The sequence below is a fragment of the Bifidobacterium sp. genome (genome assembly GCF_022640935.1).
In the GTDB taxonomy this organism is placed as follows: domain Bacteria; phylum Actinomycetota; class Actinomycetes; order Actinomycetales; family Bifidobacteriaceae; genus Bifidobacterium.
The window spans coordinates 29,454-47,573 of the sequence record NZ_JALCCV010000006.1; the positions used below are offsets into that span (position 1 = coordinate 29,454).

At 62.5% G+C, this 18,120-nt stretch carries 15 protein-coding genes and 1 tRNA gene; 3 read left to right on the forward strand and 13 right to left on the reverse strand.

Translation table 11 applies throughout. The annotated features are described in order from the left end of the window. Nucleotides 1-45: 45 nt before the first annotated feature. A complete protein-coding gene (locus LKG04_RS02995; protein ID WP_434734859.1) occupies nucleotides 46-1,614 on the reverse strand; it encodes an acyl-CoA carboxylase subunit beta in 1,569 nt (522 codons plus the stop codon). Between the two features lie 35 nt (nucleotides 1,615-1,649). Then, the gene (locus tag LKG04_RS03000) at nucleotides 1,650-3,533 is read right to left on the reverse strand and encodes an acetyl/propionyl/methylcrotonyl-CoA carboxylase subunit alpha (protein WP_291761755.1); all 1,884 of its coding nucleotides are present in this window, start codon (nucleotides 3,531-3,533) and stop codon (nucleotides 1,650-1,652) included. Between the two features lie 954 nt (nucleotides 3,534-4,487). Here LKG04_RS03000 and LKG04_RS03005 point away from each other — a divergent pair. Beyond that, nucleotides 4,488-5,069: a biotin transporter BioY gene (locus LKG04_RS03005; protein ID WP_291761757.1), complete on the forward strand. Its 582-nt coding sequence runs from the start codon at nucleotides 4,488-4,490 to the stop codon at nucleotides 5,067-5,069. 188 nt (nucleotides 5,070-5,257) lie between these two features. Here LKG04_RS03005 and LKG04_RS03010 read toward each other — a convergent pair whose 3' ends face one another. Continuing rightward, on the reverse strand, nucleotides 5,258-6,232 hold the full coding sequence (locus LKG04_RS03010; RefSeq protein WP_291761759.1) for a biotin--[acetyl-CoA-carboxylase] ligase: 975 nt from the start codon (nucleotides 6,230-6,232) through the stop codon (nucleotides 5,258-5,260). A 190-nt stretch (nucleotides 6,233-6,422) separates the two neighbouring features. On the opposite strand from LKG04_RS03010, the gene LKG04_RS03015 reads away from it, so the two are divergent. Together LKG04_RS03015 and LKG04_RS03020 are read left to right on the forward strand one after the other, a co-directional pair. Then, a complete protein-coding gene (locus LKG04_RS03015; RefSeq protein ID WP_291761761.1) occupies nucleotides 6,423-8,648 on the forward strand; it encodes a DUF6020 family protein in 2,226 nt (741 codons plus the stop codon). 311 nt (nucleotides 8,649-8,959) lie between these two features. Continuing rightward, nucleotides 8,960-9,739 carry a PucR family transcriptional regulator gene (locus LKG04_RS03020; RefSeq protein WP_434734860.1) on the forward strand — a complete coding sequence of 260 codons (780 nt, stop codon included), beginning with the start codon at nucleotides 8,960-8,962 and terminating at the stop codon, nucleotides 9,737-9,739. Nucleotides 9,740-9,950: 211 nt separating this feature from the next. Here LKG04_RS03020 and rplA read toward each other — a convergent pair whose 3' ends face one another. The 10 genes from rplA to rplU form a co-directional block, all read right to left on the reverse strand. Beyond that, a complete protein-coding gene (gene rplA, locus LKG04_RS03025; RefSeq protein ID WP_291761763.1) occupies nucleotides 9,951-10,643 on the reverse strand; it encodes a 50S ribosomal protein L1 in 693 nt (230 codons plus the stop codon). A gap of 14 nt (nucleotides 10,644-10,657) precedes the next feature. Continuing rightward, the gene (rplK, locus tag LKG04_RS03030) at nucleotides 10,658-11,089 is read right to left on the reverse strand and encodes a 50S ribosomal protein L11 (protein ID WP_291761765.1); all 432 of its coding nucleotides are present in this window, start codon (nucleotides 11,087-11,089) and stop codon (nucleotides 10,658-10,660) included. A 319-nt stretch (nucleotides 11,090-11,408) separates the two neighbouring features. Beyond that, entirely contained in the window at nucleotides 11,409-12,317 is a 909-nt protein-coding gene (gene nusG, locus LKG04_RS03035) for a transcription termination/antitermination protein NusG (protein WP_291761768.1), read from the reverse strand. Between the two features lie 29 nt (nucleotides 12,318-12,346). Then, nucleotides 12,347-12,574, reverse strand: coding sequence for a preprotein translocase subunit SecE (gene secE, locus LKG04_RS03040; RefSeq protein WP_291761770.1), 228 nt, complete (start codon nucleotides 12,572-12,574; stop codon nucleotides 12,347-12,349). 36 nt (nucleotides 12,575-12,610) lie between these two features. Next, nucleotides 12,611-12,686, reverse strand: a tRNA-Trp gene (locus LKG04_RS03045). A 149-nt stretch (nucleotides 12,687-12,835) separates the two neighbouring features. Next, nucleotides 12,836-14,041: a pyridoxal phosphate-dependent aminotransferase gene (locus LKG04_RS03050; RefSeq protein WP_291761808.1), complete on the reverse strand. Its 1,206-nt coding sequence runs from the start codon at nucleotides 14,039-14,041 to the stop codon at nucleotides 12,836-12,838. A 273-nt stretch (nucleotides 14,042-14,314) separates the two neighbouring features. Then, nucleotides 14,315-15,451 carry a glutamate 5-kinase gene (gene proB / locus LKG04_RS03055; protein ID WP_291761809.1) on the reverse strand — a complete coding sequence of 379 codons (1,137 nt, stop codon included), beginning with the start codon at nucleotides 15,449-15,451 and terminating at the stop codon, nucleotides 14,315-14,317. A 50-nt stretch (nucleotides 15,452-15,501) separates the two neighbouring features. Then, nucleotides 15,502-17,178: a GTPase ObgE gene (obgE, locus tag LKG04_RS03060; protein WP_291761772.1), complete on the reverse strand. Its 1,677-nt coding sequence runs from the start codon at nucleotides 17,176-17,178 to the stop codon at nucleotides 15,502-15,504. A 278-nt stretch (nucleotides 17,179-17,456) separates the two neighbouring features. Beyond that, the gene (gene rpmA, locus LKG04_RS03065; RefSeq protein ID WP_291761774.1) at nucleotides 17,457-17,708 is read right to left on the reverse strand and encodes a 50S ribosomal protein L27; all 252 of its coding nucleotides are present in this window, start codon (nucleotides 17,706-17,708) and stop codon (nucleotides 17,457-17,459) included. A 43-nt stretch (nucleotides 17,709-17,751) separates the two neighbouring features. Next, the gene (rplU, locus tag LKG04_RS03070; RefSeq protein ID WP_291761776.1) at nucleotides 17,752-18,060 is read right to left on the reverse strand and encodes a 50S ribosomal protein L21; all 309 of its coding nucleotides are present in this window, start codon (nucleotides 18,058-18,060) and stop codon (nucleotides 17,752-17,754) included. Nucleotides 18,061-18,120: the final 60 nt, after the last annotated feature.

The following is an 18,120-nucleotide window of genomic DNA, read 5'->3' on the forward strand; positions in this document are numbered from 1 at the left end:
AATGCCGGCAAGGGTCGTTGGACGCTATGGATGCGGTATCGTGCATCATAACGGCTGGTTGCCATGGTGCCTGCCGGTGCGGCTCACGCGCCTCTTTCCGGCCAGCAGTCGCAAGGATTCGGCGATGGCCTCACGCGTCTGCTCCGGGTCGATCATCGCGTCTATCTGACCGGTTTCGAGCGACAGGTTCGCATTGACCGTAGTGCTTTCGTACTCTTCGATCAGCTGCGCCCGCAGCGCGTCCACGTCCCGCCCGCGCTCCTTGGCCTTCTGCAAGTCCTTGCGGTGGATGATGTTGACGGCGCCCTGCGCGCCGAGCACAGCGATCTGGCTGGAGGGCCAGGCATAGTTCACGTCGGCGCCGATGGCCTTGGAGCCCATGACGATGTACGCGCCGCCGAAGGCCTTGCGCAGGACGACAGTCACGAGCGGTACTTGGGCGTTGGCATACGCATAGATGACCTTGGCGCCGCGCCGGATGATGCCCGCATGCTCCTGATCGGAGCCGGGCTTGTAGCCGGGCGTGTCCACCAAGGTGATCACCGGCAGGTTGAAAGCGTCGCACAGGCGCACGAATCGTGCGATTTTCTCGGAGGATCCGACGTCGAGGATGCCTGCCAGCACATTGGGCTGGTTGGCCACGACGCCGACCGGACGGCCTTCGATGCAGGCGAAGCCGACTACAGCGCAGGGCGAGTAAAGCTCCTGCACCTGCACGAATTCGCCGTAGTCCACGATGCAGCGGATCACTTCAAGCACATCGTAGGGCTGGCGGTCATTGTCGGGGATGATGGCGCACAGACGTTGCGCGATTTCGCGGTCGGACCTGGTGGCGGAGTAGGCGAAGCTCGGCGCAGGGCTTTGCGAGCTGGAGGGCAGGTAAGCCAGCACGGTTCTCGTGTAGTCGATGGCGTCTGCCTCATCCTCGCCAAGGTAGTGCGCCACGCCTGAGGTGGCGTTGTGCACGTAGCCGCCGCCAAGCGACTCCATGCTGATCGCCTCGCCGGTCGCCGCCTTGACCACGTCGGGGCCGGTGACGAACATATTCGAGTTCTCGCGCGTCATGATGATCAAGTCGGTCAGCGCCGGGCAATACACCGCACCGCCTGCGCATGGTCCCAGAATCACCGATATCTGCGGAATGAAGCCACTGGCCTCGCAGGTCTTCTGGAAGATTCTGCCGTACTGCGTCAGCGCGGCGACGCCTTCCTGAATGCGCGCACCGCCCGAATCGATAAGCGCCACGACCGGCGCCTTGATGGACATGGCCATATCCATAAGATGGCAGATCTTCTCGCCTTCCGCCCGCCCGAGCGTGCCGCCCTTGACCGAGAAATCCTGCGCGTAGACGGCCACCTTGCGACCGTAGACCTCGCCGAAGCCCGTGATGACGGCGCATCCTGCGCGCTCGCCATTGATGTCGCCACCCGAGAAACGCGCGATCTCCTCGAAGGAGCCGGTGTCGAAGAGCAGGTCGAGGCGTTCGCGGGCCGTGCGCTTGCCCTTGCCGTGCTGGCGGATGCGGGCGGCGTTCTCGGCGTCACGCGCCAATTGTGCGGCATGGGCGATGGCCGGGCGGATGGGCTGCGATTCGATGGGCGCGCCGCTTTCCATGGCCTTTCTGACGTCCGGGGCGTTCATGATATCGGTCATTGACTATCCCCTTTGTTTGCGGTGGACTCATCGGCGCTTCCATTGCCTGTGTTGCTGCCGCCGTCTCCATCCACGTCAATCGTGATGAGGGTGTCCCCCGCCTCGACGCCTGACGACGGTCCGACGAATATCTTGGTGACCGTACCGGCGTCGGGCGCGTAGACGTAGTTCTCCATCTTCATGGATTCGAGCACAATGAGCAGATCGCCCTTGGCCACGCTCTGCCCTTCGGCGACGTTCACACGGGTGATCACCGCCTGCATCGGGGAGGCGATCACACCGGGTTTCTGATCGGCAGAATTGCCGCTTTCCACCACATGCAAGCCTTGGCCACGCAACGGTTGAGAGGCGCGCTTGGCGCCGCGGGCACGGGCGGCGCCGGTGAGCGTGTTGACGATATCCACGGGAACTTTCAGCGTCACCCGCCTGTCGTTCATCTCGATGACGAAGGACTCTGTTTCGGCGCGCTGCGGCTGCTCGACGTCACCGCTGAGCGACGCCGGCTGACCGCTGGCGAGCGTGGACGGCTCGCGGTTGAGGTATTCGCGTTCAAGCCATTTGGTCGACACGTCGAAATCGTGCCCTTCGGCGGTGAACACCGGATCGTTGAAAATCTGCTCGTAAAGGCTCGCCGGCGTCGGCACGCCTTCGATGCTCAACTCCTGCAAAGCACGGCGGACACGCGCGACGGCGGTGGGCCGATCCTGCGCGGTGATGACGAGCTTTCCCATCATCGAATCGAATTTCGGCGAGACCGTGTCGCCTTCTTCGACTCCCGAATCGACGCGGATGCCCGGGCCGGAGGGCCAGCGGATCGCGCTGAGCGTGCCCGAGCTCGGCGTGAGGTTTGTGGCCGGGTCTTCGCAGGTGATGCGCAGCTCGAAGCTGTGGCCGCGGGGCTGCTGCACTTGGTTGAGCTCGCCGCCGTTGGCGATGTCGATTTGCTCGCGCACCAAATCCAGCCCGCACACCTCTTCGCTGACCGTGTGCTCGACCTGCAGACGCGGGTTGACTTCCAGAAAATAGACCTTGCGCTGGCCGGTGACCATGAACTCGCAGGTGCCCAAACCTTGGTAATCCACTGATTCGAACAGATTGCGAGAGTAACGATGCAGCTGCTCATTCGCGTCCTCGGACAGGAACGGCGCCGGGGCCTCCTCGATGAGCTTCTGGTTTCGCCGCTGCACGGAGCAGTCACGGGTGGAGTACACGGTGAAGTTGCCGTGGCTGTCGCGTCCGCACTGGGTTTCTACGTGGCGGGCCTTGTCGATGAAGCGTTCGACGAAGTACTCGTTCAGGTCTCCGCCCTGCAGTGAATCGTGGCTCATATAGAAACCGCGCAGCTCATCGTCGTCATGCACCAGCACGATGCCGCGCCCGCCGCCGCCGTCCGTGCGCTTCATCATCAGCGGGTAGCCGTGTGTGTGCGCGAACTCGAGCAGTACGCGGATGTCGCTCACCGGGTCGGAGATGCCGGGGACCGGCGGCACCTTGGCGAGTTTTGCGACGCGCCGGGCAGTGATCTTGTCGCCCAGATCGGTCAATGCCTGCGGTGAAGGCCCGATCCAGATGGCGCCGGCGTCAATCACCTTCTGTGCGAAGGATGCCACTTCGGAGAGAAAGCCATAGCCGGGGTGGACGGCATCCGCGCCGCTGCGCCGCAGCACGTCGATCATCAGCCCTTCGTTGAGATAGGTGTCGCGATACGTGTCGCCGGGGAGCAGATACGCTTCGTCGGCCATCTCGACGTACTGCGCGTTGCGGTCCTGTTCGGCGTAGACGGCCACAGTGGCGATGCCCATTTCGCGCGCGGTTCGTACGACCCGCAAAGCGATTTCACCGCGATTGGCCACCAGTATTGTGTTGACGTTTTTGACCATATTTTCTAACGTAACCCGGCCGGGCCGCCCCAAGTCAGCGGCAAAGCTACAAAATGGCGCGACCGTCTTTGTGAGATCGTACAAACGTTCGGCGCGCGTCCAGACCGGTCATGCGGGGCGATCAGGGATTGGGCCTAGCTTGGGCGTCGCACATCGGCGCTACAGCTATGGCACGAAGTTTCACGAGTATTGCAGTGGTCGGCGAGATGCTCTTCACGACTGAGACGCCTCATCATGCGTTCGCTGCATGTTGTGCTCGCCGTTGGCGTTGGCGTTACAAAAAACAGGTGCGATGAGCATTTGCCGCCGGCCGCTGAAAGCGCATCGTGCAGTGAATTGTTCGAATCCGTCAATGTGGCCTACAGGCCTGCGGTCTGCCGATGCAAGATCAATTCCCCCTCACGTAACCCATTCCGTGGCGAATTTTCATTATGCGAGGCAGGCGTCGCCGCGCCATCACGGTAAGAATCCCCGCGGCACGGCGCCCGCTAGCCGTGTCATCTCGCAGTGTCCTCTGCCCAGCTCCTCCACCCAGCTCCTCCACCCAGTGCCCCTTCTGCTCGGTGTTATTCCCAAAGTGCCATCAGCGCAATGCCCGCCACGCGCTTTATCCAGCAAGCTCAGCCGCCCGCTTTCGCGCAGTACATACGCAGCGCGGGGTCAGCAATCGGGATTGCTGCAGATGCCATCAGTGCAACTGCATCTCGACAGCTGATATCGGAACAACCCACAAAAGGATTGGCTGGATTTTGTAGCTTGCACCCAACGACAGGCCGCAATGAACCGGCTACGCTGGGCGATTGGTGCCGGGGCTGATCGGCTGCGCCGATCGATGTCCCAGGTACCGGTCACACCTTGGATAATTTACTCAGTCTCAATTACCCAGGGCGGTTGCAACCACACAATGCACGCATGTACCTGCGGTACCAGCAGGCGCGCGATCCAGGAGGATTCATGCAAGCACGAAACGCCATCGCATTATCATCATCCCGCCGTCTGCGGTTTTCGCTGCTGAAAGCCGGCATGTTCGCCCTGCTGTTGTGGGCCGCATCCGCCGCAGGCGCCATCCCCATACCCGGCACGCCCGTGCCGATCACATTGCAAACCTTCGTCGTGATGCTCGCTGCGCTGACCCTGAACTGGAAAGAGGCCGCAGGAGCGGTCGGCGCGTATCTTGCCGCTGGAGCCATGGGCGCCCCGGTCTTCGCCGGCGGCGCATCGACCATGGCGCTGTTCGGTCCCAGCGCCGGTTTCCTTATTGGATTCTTGCCCGGAGTGATCATCGCCGCGCTGCTTAAAGGCAAGGCCGACACCAATGGATTCCTCGGCTATGTCCGCACTGCGTCGCGTTACCTGCTGGCCGCTGCAATCGGTTGCATTGTCGTGGTGTACGCCTTCGGGTTCCTTGTCCAATCGACGCTCACCGGCGTGCCGCTGAGCGCGGTGGCCACAGCATCCATGGGCTTCGTGCTCGGCGACCTCATCAAAGCCCTCATCGCCTCGCTGGCCATATCCGGTTTGGCCAAGCTGTTCTGATCAGGCCGCCGGCCGTATTTGCCTCCGACCCGGCCTCTGGCCGCTGCACAACACGCAGCTTCGCTGCACGCCGACCAAGGCGGTGGGATGAGTTGCGACGCATGAAAGCGGCTATGCGATGCAGTTATTCCCGCACAAGGCCGACATGGTGCGCGATTCGCGGCATTGAGACGTTTAGGCATTGATTCTCAGCCGAGCACCCCCACGTCGCCAGTGCGCACGACGCATATCTCCCCGGCGTCGTCGCGGACGCTGAGCGAAGCATCGGGGTTCAAGGCGACGGCAGTGCCGCAGATGGCACCGCCGGTGGCGAGCCGCGCCTTGACCCGTCTGCCCAACGTCCAGCATTCTGCGCGTGTTTCCTCGAGCAAAGCGTCGCGCTGGCCGGGCGTGTCATCAATCAGCGATTGCAGCCGTTTGCGCAGCGAGCGCACGATTCCCGCAGCGATCAGATCGCGCATGATCCGCGCCTCGGGCAGGCCCTCGCGATGCAACTGCAGCGAAGTGGATTCGGGCGTAGGCAAACGCTCGGCCCGCACCGCGAGATTGAGGCCGACGCCGAAGACCACGCCGATGCAATCGTCGAACTCGACATCTGAAGCCGGCGCGGCCTCTGCGCCGTCGCCATCTGCCTCCTGAGTCCCGCCATCGGCGTCACCGACGTCAACGCGGACATCATCGACATGCGGCAACGGCACAAGTTCGCACAGGATCCCGCCGAGTTTCAAACCACGGCAGAACACATCATTGGGCCACTTGAGAGCCAGTGAACGGCCAGGCCTGATGCTCTTGGAACCGACCTCTTCAAGCGCGCCGCGTATCGAGTCAAGACTGGCCAGCCCGGCAGCCATCTGGATCCATCCGTTCACGCTCCCGTCGGTGGCGAGCGCGCGCGGCAGCACAGTGGCAAAGGAAACGGTGAAGGATTCCCCGGGAACATTCACCCATTCACGGCCCAGCCGCCCGTGCCCGCTGGTCTGCATATCGGCGGCGACCACCGTGATCGGGAGCCGGCCATCTTGGCGCGGCATGAGCTGATCCTCTTCGATCATGTGCCGTGCCACGTAATTCGTCGAATCAACGCTCGCGCGCACGACGAGCCGGTCAGCCTCCCTTGCTGTGCGCGGCATTCGCGGCGTTGCGGCTTGCGATACGGTCATCATGATTCAACAATAATGCGCGAACCGGCGCTATACGATGCAATACGTCCGATGATGAGGGAATATCACTGCTGGCGTAGTCAGGGCAGCAGGGTACGGGCTCCTTCGATGTCCTGCGTCACTATTGCCAGCGGTACCATGCAGTGGCTCGGGAATCGCCCGGCGTTCGCAAGTCCACGATAGAATCCATCACATGACAGACGCTTTACCTCATCGCCTCTCGAAAGATGCGCCAGGTGCACTGGCAGCGCTTACGGGCGGCGCCCCCATCGCGTCGTCCTCAGCCGATCGCGCCCACCGGAGGGCGGCCTATGCAACGCAAAGCCGCGGTCGCCGCACCACCGCAGCCCTGCGTTGGGCCCTCGCCGTCTTCGCGTGCCTATGGCTGAGCCTATGCACCGCAGTCGGGCCGCTGTTTTGGGAGGATGAGGGCATCGCGCAGTTCTCCTGGCTCAATGCTGTGTTCGGACTGCTCGCATTCGCCGTATATTTTCTGCTGATCGTCGCCTTGGTGCGCGCGGGCAGCCGGCGGCGGATCGTTCCGGCCTCGTGGCATAAGCGGCATATCTCCGAGCGACGGCTTGCGCAATCCTTCGCGGCAATGACCGGCCGGTCCCGCCCATGGGCGCTTGTTCTCGCCCGCAGCTTCGGCAGCGCGTCGCAGGCCGTCAAACGGCTCATGTTCGCCATTACGAGCCGGTGGTGGAAAATCGCGGCGATATTGTTCATTGGATGGCTTTGGGTGCCGGCGACGCTGCTGTCGGCCTTCGGCGCGGATATTCGCTCGCAGATCCGTGAATTCAGCTGGGCCTACAACCAGTGGACAGGCCTGAATCAGCCTTATATCGGCTTCTTCTCCTTCGTGCCGATGGATATCTACCCGACCGCGCATTACATGTGGCCCGCGAACCCGATCTATCTGACCGATCAGCACAATATCGTGCTCACCGTGCTGTACGGGACAGCGGCAGCCATATCCCGCTACTTCACCGGTTCCAACGATTGGGGGCTGGTTGCGCTGTCCGCCGGGCAATTCCTTTTCGCCGTTTTCTGCTGCGCGTCCGCAGCGAACCGGTTCCTGAACCTGCCGTGGCTCGGGAAATCCGCGCGTCCCGCGCCACCGAGTCATTTCCGACAGCCCGAACGCTTCCAGCCCCGTGATCTGATGCGTCCCGAGCGCGGCATGGTTTGCGCGCACGTTGCTGGTGCCTCCGGCATCTCGCGGGCATCCACGGCCGGCGCCGGCGTGCGGACGATTATCCTGGTGTTTTTCCTCTGCTGCCCGCTCGTGCTGTTTTCAACGATTTCGCTGACGAAGTCGCCGGTATTCGCCTATGCGTTCGTCTGGTGGTTCGGCGCAGGCTACGAGCTGCATATGACCAGACCGGCAACACCAGCTGCAAAACCAGGGCAGGGGACCAGCGTGATCGGCCTGTGGCCCGTGCGCCGGCACGCGGCGAGAACGTCCGCGAGTGCCCGCCTTTTCGACGGCACGCGCAAACGCACGGCTGCGGCGCTGGCAGCATCGACCTGCATCATGCTCGTCTCGGCGAAATATGCGTTCTACATTCTCGTAGTCCAAATTCTGCTGCTGCTCATCGCCGACCGGACGCGCTGGCGCACCTATTGCGCCGCGCTCGTTGTGCCGGTCGTCGTCGTCCACGGCTCGTTGAGCTTCCTAATCGCCAGCGGAGCCGTCATCGGCGGTGACCCGATCGAGTCGCGGGGCATCCAGCTGCAGCAGATCGCACGCGTCGCCAAACTCAATCCGGCAGGCATCCCGCAGCAGGCCCGAGACGAGCTCGCCCCCGTCTTCAACCTCGATCAGATGGCCGACTCGTATTTCCGCCAGGACGCGGATCCGGTCAAATCCTCGGGCATCCAGTCAAAGAAGGTCAGCTACCGCTGGCGCACTGTCACCAAGGGCGACATGGCTGATTTCAACCGCGCCTGGCTGGCAATCGTCAAGGCCAATCCACGCATCGCCCTCGACGCCTTCTTGGCCAAATGCTTCGGATACTTCGATGTGGCAGATCAGCCATACGTCTCCATGGACTACTATCTGACCAGCGACTATGTAACCCAATGGTCCAGCTGGATCCGCTATTGGCAGCCCCATTGGAGGCATTCGATCGCCCGCCTCGCACGCGTCTGGGGTGCGGTCCCGGTGCTCGGATGGGTCACGCATGGCAATCTCTATGTGGTCCTGACGCTGTTGCTCGGAGCCGCCGAAGTGGTTCTGCGCCGGTGGCGCACGCTGGTATGGCACGTGCCGCTGCTGCTGCTCATGGGCGTATTCATCACGTCCCCTGCCAACAACTTCGAGCGACATATGCTTCCGGTCGCCTTCGTCTTCGGATTCGTGGCCCTGACATTCTGGCGCGACTCGCACTCTGCAGGCGACAGCGCCTCGTCGTAATAGGCGTTTCTGCCGACCGGCTCTGGTCAATGGGACCCGGCCTTGAAACCGGGCCTTTCAGCTTGCATGCAGCCTCGGTCGGCTAGACTTGAGGTATGACCGATATCGCAGCAGGAGACAGATCAGGCAAGAAAACAGTCTCCGCAGCTGCGTTGGGCGCCGATGCAGCCATACCCGATATCCTCGCCTTGCTCGGCATCATGAAAAACGCGCCGGAGCGCGCAGACGGATGCAGCGGCAGCTGCATTGACGACCATGCCGCCGATACCGTTCACGATGATACGGGCCCTGCCGGGACGGAAGAATTGCATATGGCGCCCGCACAGCATTGGTCGCTCACCGAGACCGCGCAGGCGCGAATCGAATCAGTCGCTTTCGAGGCGTTGCTCCAGGGGCTCGGCGATGGGCGCGTCGCCGCGCTGCTGCGCATCCTAGGCTGGCCCTGCCAATTCAAGTGCTTTGCGCTCGCAGGCACGCCGAAATCTTCGTATTCCGGCACGCGGGCGGCGATACTGCGCGCCGTCCACGACCTTGGCGGCGATGGCTGCCTGATTGGCCGGTGCGGGAGCATATGCGTGGCGATAATAGAGATCCGTAGTGCGGTAACTCCTGAAGTGACATGCACGGCTGCACTCGGCGCCTTTGACGATGCGCGGCCCGTATGCCTGGGCTCGGCGGGCGCCAACGCCTCAGGAGCCAGCCGTGTGACTCGTGGCGTGCTGAATGCGCTGCGTGCCTGTCCTGCTGTGAGTCCACTCCCCCGGCCCATGCGCGCCGACGACGTGCTGCCCGAACGCGCGCTGCTGGGCGATGATGACGCCAGGGACGAACTGGTTGCAGTCGTATATCGCAGTCTGCTCAGCGACAACGCCGACGACCCGACGCTGGACACCGTCTCCGCATTCATCCAGTCGGGCGGCTCGCTCGACGCCACAGCCCGCGAACTCAACGTGCACCCCAATACCGTGCGCTATCGGCTCAAGCGAGCAGCTGAAACCACCGGTTGGGACGCCACCAATCCGCGTGAAGCCTATGTGCTGCAAACCGCCATCACGCTGGGTCGAGTTCGCGATGGCCGGCGCAGCTCCTGACAGGCAGAAACGGATCGCAATTCCCGGGAAATTGTTGAACATACAGTTTCGGAAGGCCTGCGTTCAACAATTTCCCGGGAAACTTCGCAGGCGATGGCTGCGCATATGGTTCCGCGACGAAATCGCGCAAGCGACCGCAGCGCCGCCGATACGACGAAGGCCCGCACCATATTCGGTGCGGGCCTTCGGTGATTCAGGCTCAGACGTGCAATCAGGCCAGCGGGGCGACATCCAGGGGGATGCCGGGGCCCATGGTGGTGCTGATCGTCGCCTTGGTGAGGTAGCGGCCTTTCAGAGTCGAAGGCTTGAGACGCTTGATCTCGTCGGCCACGACCTTGAAGTTCTCCTCCAGCGCGCCCTCGTCGAATGAAGTCTTGCCGACGATGAACGAAAGGTTGCCGTTCTTGTCGACACGGAACTCGATCTTGCCACCCTTGATATCGGACACGGCCTTGGTCACGTCCATCGTCACGGTGCCGGTCTTCGGGTTCGGCATGAGGCCACGGGGGCCGAGTACGCGACCCAAACGGCCTACCTTGCCCATCATGTCGGGAGTGGCCACGACCGCATCAAAATCAAGGAAGCCGCCCTGGACCTTCTCGATCAAATCGTCGTCGCCAACAATGTCGGCGCCGGCCTCGGCGGCCTCAGTGGCCTTGGGGCCGCGGGCAAAGACAAGGACCGTAGCGGTTTTGCCGGTGCCGTGAGGCAGATTGGCCACACCGCGCACTAGCTGGTCGGCCTTGCGCGGATCGACATTGAGGCAGTAAACGGCCTCGACGGTCTCGTCAAAGCCGCGCTTCGGCATGCTCTTGATGAGCGCAATAGCTTCGGAAGCAGTGTACAGATTGTTGCGATCGACCTTCTCGGACGCCTCGCGGTACTTTTTGGAATGCTTAGCCATCAGTCCTTCTCCTCTCAGTCCGAAACCGTGATGCCCATCGAACGGGCGGTGCCCGCGATGATCTTCATGCCGGCTTCAACGTCACGAGCGGAAAGATCGGCCATCTTGGTCTCAGCGATCTCGCGAACCTGGGCAGTGGTGACCGAACCGACTTTATGCGTCATCGGGTTCTCAGTCCCCTTCTGAAGGCCCGCGGCCTTGAGCAGCAGCGCCGCGGCAGGCGGCGTCTTGAGCACGAAAGTGAAGGAGCGATCCTCGAATACGGTGATCTCGACCGGAACGACCTGGCCCATCTTGTCCTGCGTGGCAGCGTTGTACGCCTTGCAGAAGTCCATGATGTTCACGCCGTGCGAGCCGAGCGCAGGGCCGAGCGGCGGGGCCGGATTGGCCTTGCCCGCCTCGATCTGCAGCTTGATCAGCGCCGAGACTTTCTTTTTAGGAGCCATGGTATGTGGTTCTTCTTTCTATGAAGCGGTACGCGCGGTCGCCGTCCGCATGCCCTCAGATCCGTCACACGCCAATCCGCGCCGAAGCACAGCAGCACCATCCAGATCGTCCGGCACACGCGGTTCCCTCCCGCAACTTGCCATTTACTTATCTGCGCTGGCCGGATAAGCCCCGCCAGACACAAGCTTTCTTATTATGCCGCATCAACGCGACAAAAGACGTTCGCGCATCCCTGCCTTCCCCCATGCGCGACGCGCCAAGGTCGTTACGCACAAGTCAGATACGGCACGAAGACTAACCCGCCATTGGCGAGTAGACTCAGTTGAGCTTTTCGACCTGCTCGAAGCCGAGCTCGACCGGCGTGTCGCGTCCGAAAATGGAGACGAGCACGGTGAGCTTCTGCGTCGTGGGTTCGACGTCCGAGACAGCGGCTGCCATTGTGGCAAAAGGCCCATCGACGACGGTGACCTGATCGCCGACAGCGTAGGAAACCTCGACCGTGCGCTTCTTGGCAGCGGCGGGCTTGTCGCCCGCAGCCTTGAGCGCCTCGGAGGCGATCATCGGAGCCATCATACGCACGACTTCTTTGCGGCTGAGCGGAGCCGGTTCCTTGGTCGGGCCGACGAACCCAGTGACGCCTTCGGTCTCGCGCACGATGCGGCGCGCATTCTCGTCGGGCCACATGCGAATGAGCACATAGCCCGGCACCCGCACGCGCGTGATGACTTTCTTGCCCTTGTCGGTGTGCTTTTCGACTTCTTCCATAGGAACTTCGATCTGGAAGATCTTGTCTTCCAGTCCGTAGCTCTGCACTCGGGATTCGACGTTGGTCTTCACGCGCTTCTCATAGCCGGAATAGGTATGCAGCACATACCACTTGCCTTCCAACGTGCGCAGATTCTTCGAGAATTCCTTGACGGCCTTGCTGCCGGCGTCATCGGCGTCGGCGTCAGGCTGCGCGGCGTCGTCGGACTCGGCCGCAGCGCCGCTGCCCGCGACATCCTGCGGTTCGGCGGCAGCAGACGACGCAGCTGTGCCGGACACCTCAGTCGGGGTCGAAGCGGCATCTGACTCCGAGTCATCCGCATCCGCAGCAGTTGCCGCTGCGCTGTTCTGACCGTCTTGAGGCACCGCAGCATCCTGCGGAGCCGGTGCGGCAGCGGCCGCATCGGTCTCGGGGATGTCTGGCAGCGCGTCGAGGCCGTCGAAGTTCAATTCATCATTCATTCGTGACTCACCTTCACATTCACTCGAAATCAGCCGAAGATCCACAGCATGAGCTTGCCCAGCCCCAGATCCATGCCGGTAACGATAAGCATGAGGAACAGCACGAAGACGAACACTGCGAACGACCAAGCGAACAGCCCTTTGCTCGTGGGACTCACGACCTTGCGAAGCTCGTCGATGATCTGCTTGATGAACAAGCCGATACGCATGAAAACATTCGGCTTCACAGCCTTTTGAGTTTCGCGTGCCTTCGCCATTTCCATCCTTCGCTTGGCTGATATTGCTTCAAGTATTGGCAGGGAAGGCGGGACTCGAACCCACAACCTACGGTTTTGGAGACCGTTGCGCTACCAATTGCGCCACTTCCCTATGGGGAAATGCCTTCTGGACACGCCATGCGTGGTCCGTGGCAAAACCGCCAAAGAGCCATACTAGCGAACACCCTAGATTTCGTCCAGTTGAGTGTTTCCGAAGACTGTGCGTTGCAAACGGACCGTGTTGAAAACAACGGTGCCGCCTCAGCTCACCCAGGCAGTCAGCCGACGCATTCCTTCGACCAGCTGATCGTCGGCCAACGCGTAGGAGAAGCGCAGGTAGCCCGGTGCGCCAAACGCCTCACCCGGAACGGCAGCGACGTGCGCCTGGTCGAGCAATGCGGCGGCGAATTGCGCCGAAGTGGCGCATACTGTATTACCGGGGCCGATAGGGCGCCCGAGCAGCGCCTGTACATTGGCAAAGGCATAGAAGGCGCCCGTGGGGTTCGGGCAGACGATGCCGTCGACGGCGTTCAACGCCGAGACAATCGCCTTGCGCCGCGCATCAAACGCCGCGCGCATCATCGCCACGGCCCGCAGCGACCCGCCTACGGCAGCCAGCGCGGCGCGCTGCGAGACATTCGACACATTCGAGCTCAAATGGCCCTGCAAGGTCGTGGCCGCCTTGGCCACCGGAGCCGGCGCGACCATCCAGCCGACACGCCAGCCGGTCATGGCATAGGTTTTCGCCACGCCATTGAGAATGAGCAGCTGGCCGCGCACCTCGGGAACGCACGCCCCGATATACGACACGCTGGCATCGTCGTAATGCAGATGTTCGTAGATCTCGTCAGAAATGACCCAGATATGGTGCTCGAGCGCCCATTCACCGATCGCGGTGACTGTTTCCTCGCTCCAGACCGCTCCGGTGGGGTTCGCGGGCGTGTTGACCACGATGGCTTTGGTTCTGGCGGTGCGCGCCTGCTCGATCGCGTCCATATCCGGCTCGAAACCGCGGTCAGCCCCCGCGAAGACCTTGATCGGCACGCCGCCGGCCAGTTTCACCGCCTCGGGGTAGCTCGTCCAATAAGGGGCGGGGATGATGACCTCATCGCCTTCATTGAGCAGCACCTGGAATGCCTCGTACACGGCCTGTTTGCCGCCGTTGGTGACCACGACCTGCTCGGGCTGGACCGCGAAGCCTGAATCGCGCAAGGTTTTATCCGCTATGGCCTGGCGCAGCTCGGGCAATCCGGCCGTCGGCGTGTAGCGATGGTTGCGCGGGTCGCGGCAGGCGTTTGCTGCGGCCTCGACGATATAGCCGGGCGTGGGGAAGTTCGGCTCGCCCGCGCCGAAGCCGATGACGTCCAGTCCGGCGGCCTTCATCGCCTTGGCTTTGGAATCCACCGCCAAGGTGGCGCTTGGCGCCACCTTGCCGATACGTGTGCTCAGCACCTGCCAATCAACCATGCTCATGGCTTCTAATCTACCGACCTCGCGGACACAACACACTGTGCAAGGACATGCATGCGATTCGATGTGCGCTTCTTCACGTTTTGCGGATGGCTGGGCGCCACCTTCTGATCGCCAACTTGACTCTGGCGTATGTTTGTTGCGTCACGTTCCCGGTCGAATGCGCGTCGCCCTTCCTGCAGTAACCTCGTGTTAGCGGTAACAATGCGATGGTAAAGAAAGACGCCGCAGTGTGCAGCGCGCATTGCCGAGTACGATGCCAAAAGGTTGCTACACCAGCACGAGATTGTCGCGGTGGACGAGCGGATGGGCGTATTCCTGACCGAGCAAACGGCGCAGTTGCGCGGTGGTGCGCCCCAGCATATGCGGGATCTCTTCGGAATCGAAGCCGCACAGTCCTTTGGCCAGATGCTCGCCCGATTCATCATCGATCCAGACCGGGTCGCTGGCTGAGAATTCACCGCGCACTTCGACCACGCCAGGCGAAAGCAGACTGGCCCGGCCGGCGCGGATCGCCTTGGCGGCGCCTTCGTCGACGACCAGCGTGCCGCGCGGCTCGGCGGCGAAACCGATCCAAAGCCGCCGCGCCGAACCACGCTGCCTGACCGGCGCGAAGGCCGTGCCGACGCCGTCGCCCATCAGCGCCGGGCCGGCATTGCCCGCGCAGGTGAGCACAGTGGGAATGCCGGAGACCGCGGCGACGCGGGCTGCTTCGAGTTTGGTGATCATGCCGCCGGTACCGATACCCGATTCACTGCTGGTGACCTGCACGTCCTCCAGAGCGCTGACGACATCGGGCACATAATCAATGCGGCGAGCGCCCGGGCGCGAAGGCGGCGCGGAGTACAAAGAATCCACGTCGGTAAGCAACACGAGCGCATCCGCCCGCACGATATTGGCGATGAGCGCAGAGAGCCGGTCGTTGTCGCCGAAACGTATCTCGTTGCTGGCCAAGGCGTCGTTCTCGTTGACGATCGGCACGACGCCGAGTTCCAACAGGCGTTCCAAAGTGCGCTGCGCATTGCGGTATTGCGCGGCTCGCGTCGTGTCCTCGGCCGTGATGAGAATCTGCCCGACGCGAATGCCAAAACGGCCGAACGCCGCCTCGTATTGGGCCATCAGCAACCCCTGCCCCACCGAAGCGGTGGCCTGCTGAGTGGCGACATCGGATGGGCGTTTCGCGAATCCCAGCAAGCCGAATCCTGCGGCGATGGCGCCGGAAGACACGAGCACCAGCCGCGCGCCCATGGCCGAGGTGCAGGCCAGGGCCTGGACCAGCGCATCGAGTCTGCCTACATCGAGATGACCTGCCGTATCGGTCAACGAGCTTGAGCCGACTTTGACGACGATGGTGCGCGCCTGTGCGACGGCCCGGCGCACCTGCGCCTGGTTCTGCGGCTGCCGCATCTGCCGTTCACCGCGTTCCTGCAATGACGCGCCGACCCTGCCCATGGCGCCTATTCGCCGTCCCGCTCGCGGCCGAGCAGCCCGTGCTCGTCGTGGCGGTCGTCGTCCACAGCGGGATCGGCCCAGTGCCCTACATGCCGTTCCCTGCTCATCACCTCGCGCACGGCGGCCTTGGCGTCCATCATCTCGTGATATTCGCGCCGACGCTCCTCGTTGGTGCGCCTGCGGGCGCGCACATCGCCCTCTTCGAGCCGCAGATCCTTGCCGCGTGCGCCGAGCTGGGCGCCGTCGAGCATCTCCGCGCCGGCGGCGATGGTCGGATCCCATTCGAATTCGATGGCGTTATCCCCTTTGCCGATGCGGATCGTGTCGCCGGGATGTGCGCCTTTCTTGCGCAGCGCATCCTCGACGCCGAGCTTGGCCAGGCGATCGGCGAGATACCCCACGGCCTCGTCGTTGTCGAAATTCGTCTGCCTGACCCAACGCTCGGGCTTGGCGCCTGCCACCGTGAACCAGATTTCGCCGCCATTGCCCTCTTCGCGCGCGATTTCGTAATCGTAGGCGCTGCCACGCTCTTCGTCGCTCCGCCGGCGTCGGCGAGTCGGCTCTTCCAACGGCTTGATGACCACGCGGGCCTGTTCTTGCTGACGATCCTGTTCAGCGATTTTCGCGCGCAGCTCGACCACCATCTCGCCAAGCGCGAAACCGAGCTCCCTCAGGCCTTCATGCGAAGCCGTCGATACCGCGAACACGCGCAGACCCAGCTTCTCGAACTCGGGACGCACGAAGTCGGCGAGCTCCTTGGCCTCGGGCACATCGACCTTGTTGAGAATAACCACGCGCGGGCGGTCAGGAATAGCGATCGCGCCAAGCGGAAGCTCCAGCTGATCGGCATACTGCGCCAGCTCGTGCTCAAGCGCATGATAGTCGGAGAGCGGGTCTCGGCCGGGTTCAAGCGTCGCGCAATCGATCACATGGGCGATGATCTCTGTGCGTTCGATATGGCGCAGGAATTCCAAACCCAGCCCTTTGCCTTGCGAAGCCCCGGGAATAAGCCCTGGCACGTCGGCGATGGTGTAGCGGTATTCGCTGGCCATGACCACGCCGAGATTCGGCACCAATGTGGTGAAAGGATAATCGGCGATTTTCGGCCTGGCCGAGCTCATCGCGCCCACCAGACTCGATTTGCCCGAAGAAGGGAAACCGACCAGAGCCACATCGGCGATGGATTTGAGCTCGAGCACCACATCGCGTTCCTCTCCCGGCTCGCCCAACAGCGCAAACCCGGGCGCGCGACGAGTGCGGTTGGCCAGCGCGGCATTGCCCAAGCCCCCCATGCCGCCGGCGGCAACCACGAAACGATCACCCTCATGACGCAGATCCGCCAGCTGCGCGCCTGGTCGTTTGGAGGCGCCCTTCGCGCCTTTGGCGGTGAAAACCACCGTGCCGAGCGGCACAGAAAGGATCAGGTCTTCTCCTTTGGACCCGTCTTTGGTGTCGCCCAAGCCCATCGTGCCGCTGCCTGCAGTGCGATGCGGCATGAAACGATAATCGAGCAGGCTGTTCGCGCTCGACTCCGCAACGAAGATGACGGAGCCGCCGTCCCCGCCATTGCCCCCGTTAGGGCCGGCCAAGGGCTTGTACTTCTCGCGTTTGATCCCGGCGGAGCCATTGCCGCCGTCGCCGCCTTTGACATGAACGGTGACGCGATCCACAAAATCACTCATGGTTCTACCTTACTTTGTACGTTGTATTCCTTGGATTGCCCTGGTTCTTGAGGTCGCGCGAGACATTAGCGGAAGAAACCACAGTCCGAGTCGGGTGGGATTATTTCTTGCGACCGCGTAGAGCTTGGAATGACACTTCGCGCGAGTGGAAAGGCTATTCCATACGTGCAACAGGCCATTCGTTGAGCGGAAAAGGAAAAGCCGTGCCATCGGGGCACGGCTTTTCCTTGCAACGCCTTACGGCGCCAAATGCGCTAAACAGTCAGGCTGTCGGGCAATCACTCCGACACAACGTCAACGACCTTGCGGTCGCGGCGGATGCCGAACTTCACATTGCCGTCCGACAGGGCGAACAGCGTGTGATCCTTGCCCGTGCCGACATTCTCGCCGGCATGGAACTTGGTGCCGCGCTGGCGCACGATGATGTTGCCGGCGATGACGGACTCGCCGCCGAACTTCTTCACTCCAAGGTACTGGGGCCCTGAATCGCGGCCATTGCGTGAAGCGGATGCGCCCTTCTTATGTGCCATGATCTATTCCTTTCGTCTCTATGCGTTCGCTGGATGCCGTAAATCAGGCGATCGCCGTGATCTTGACGGCGGAAAGCTGCTGACGATGGCCCTTGCGACGGGCGACGCCGGTCTTGTTCTTGAACTTCTGGATGTTGATCTTCGGCCCCTTGGCCCCATCGTCAATGACCTCGGCCTTGACGCTGAGCTTGGCCAGATCCTTGGCGCCGAGGGTCACCTGAACGCCATCGACCACGAGAGCCGCCGGGAATTCCACGGCATCGCCCTTCTTCGCGTCGAGACGGTTGACCAGAATGACGTCACCGACCTCGACCTTTTCCTGATGGCCACCGGCCTTCACAATCGCGTACATAATCCATTCCTTGCTTATTCGGAAAGCTTCTCTATCCGGCACGTTTGAGCCTTACGGCCA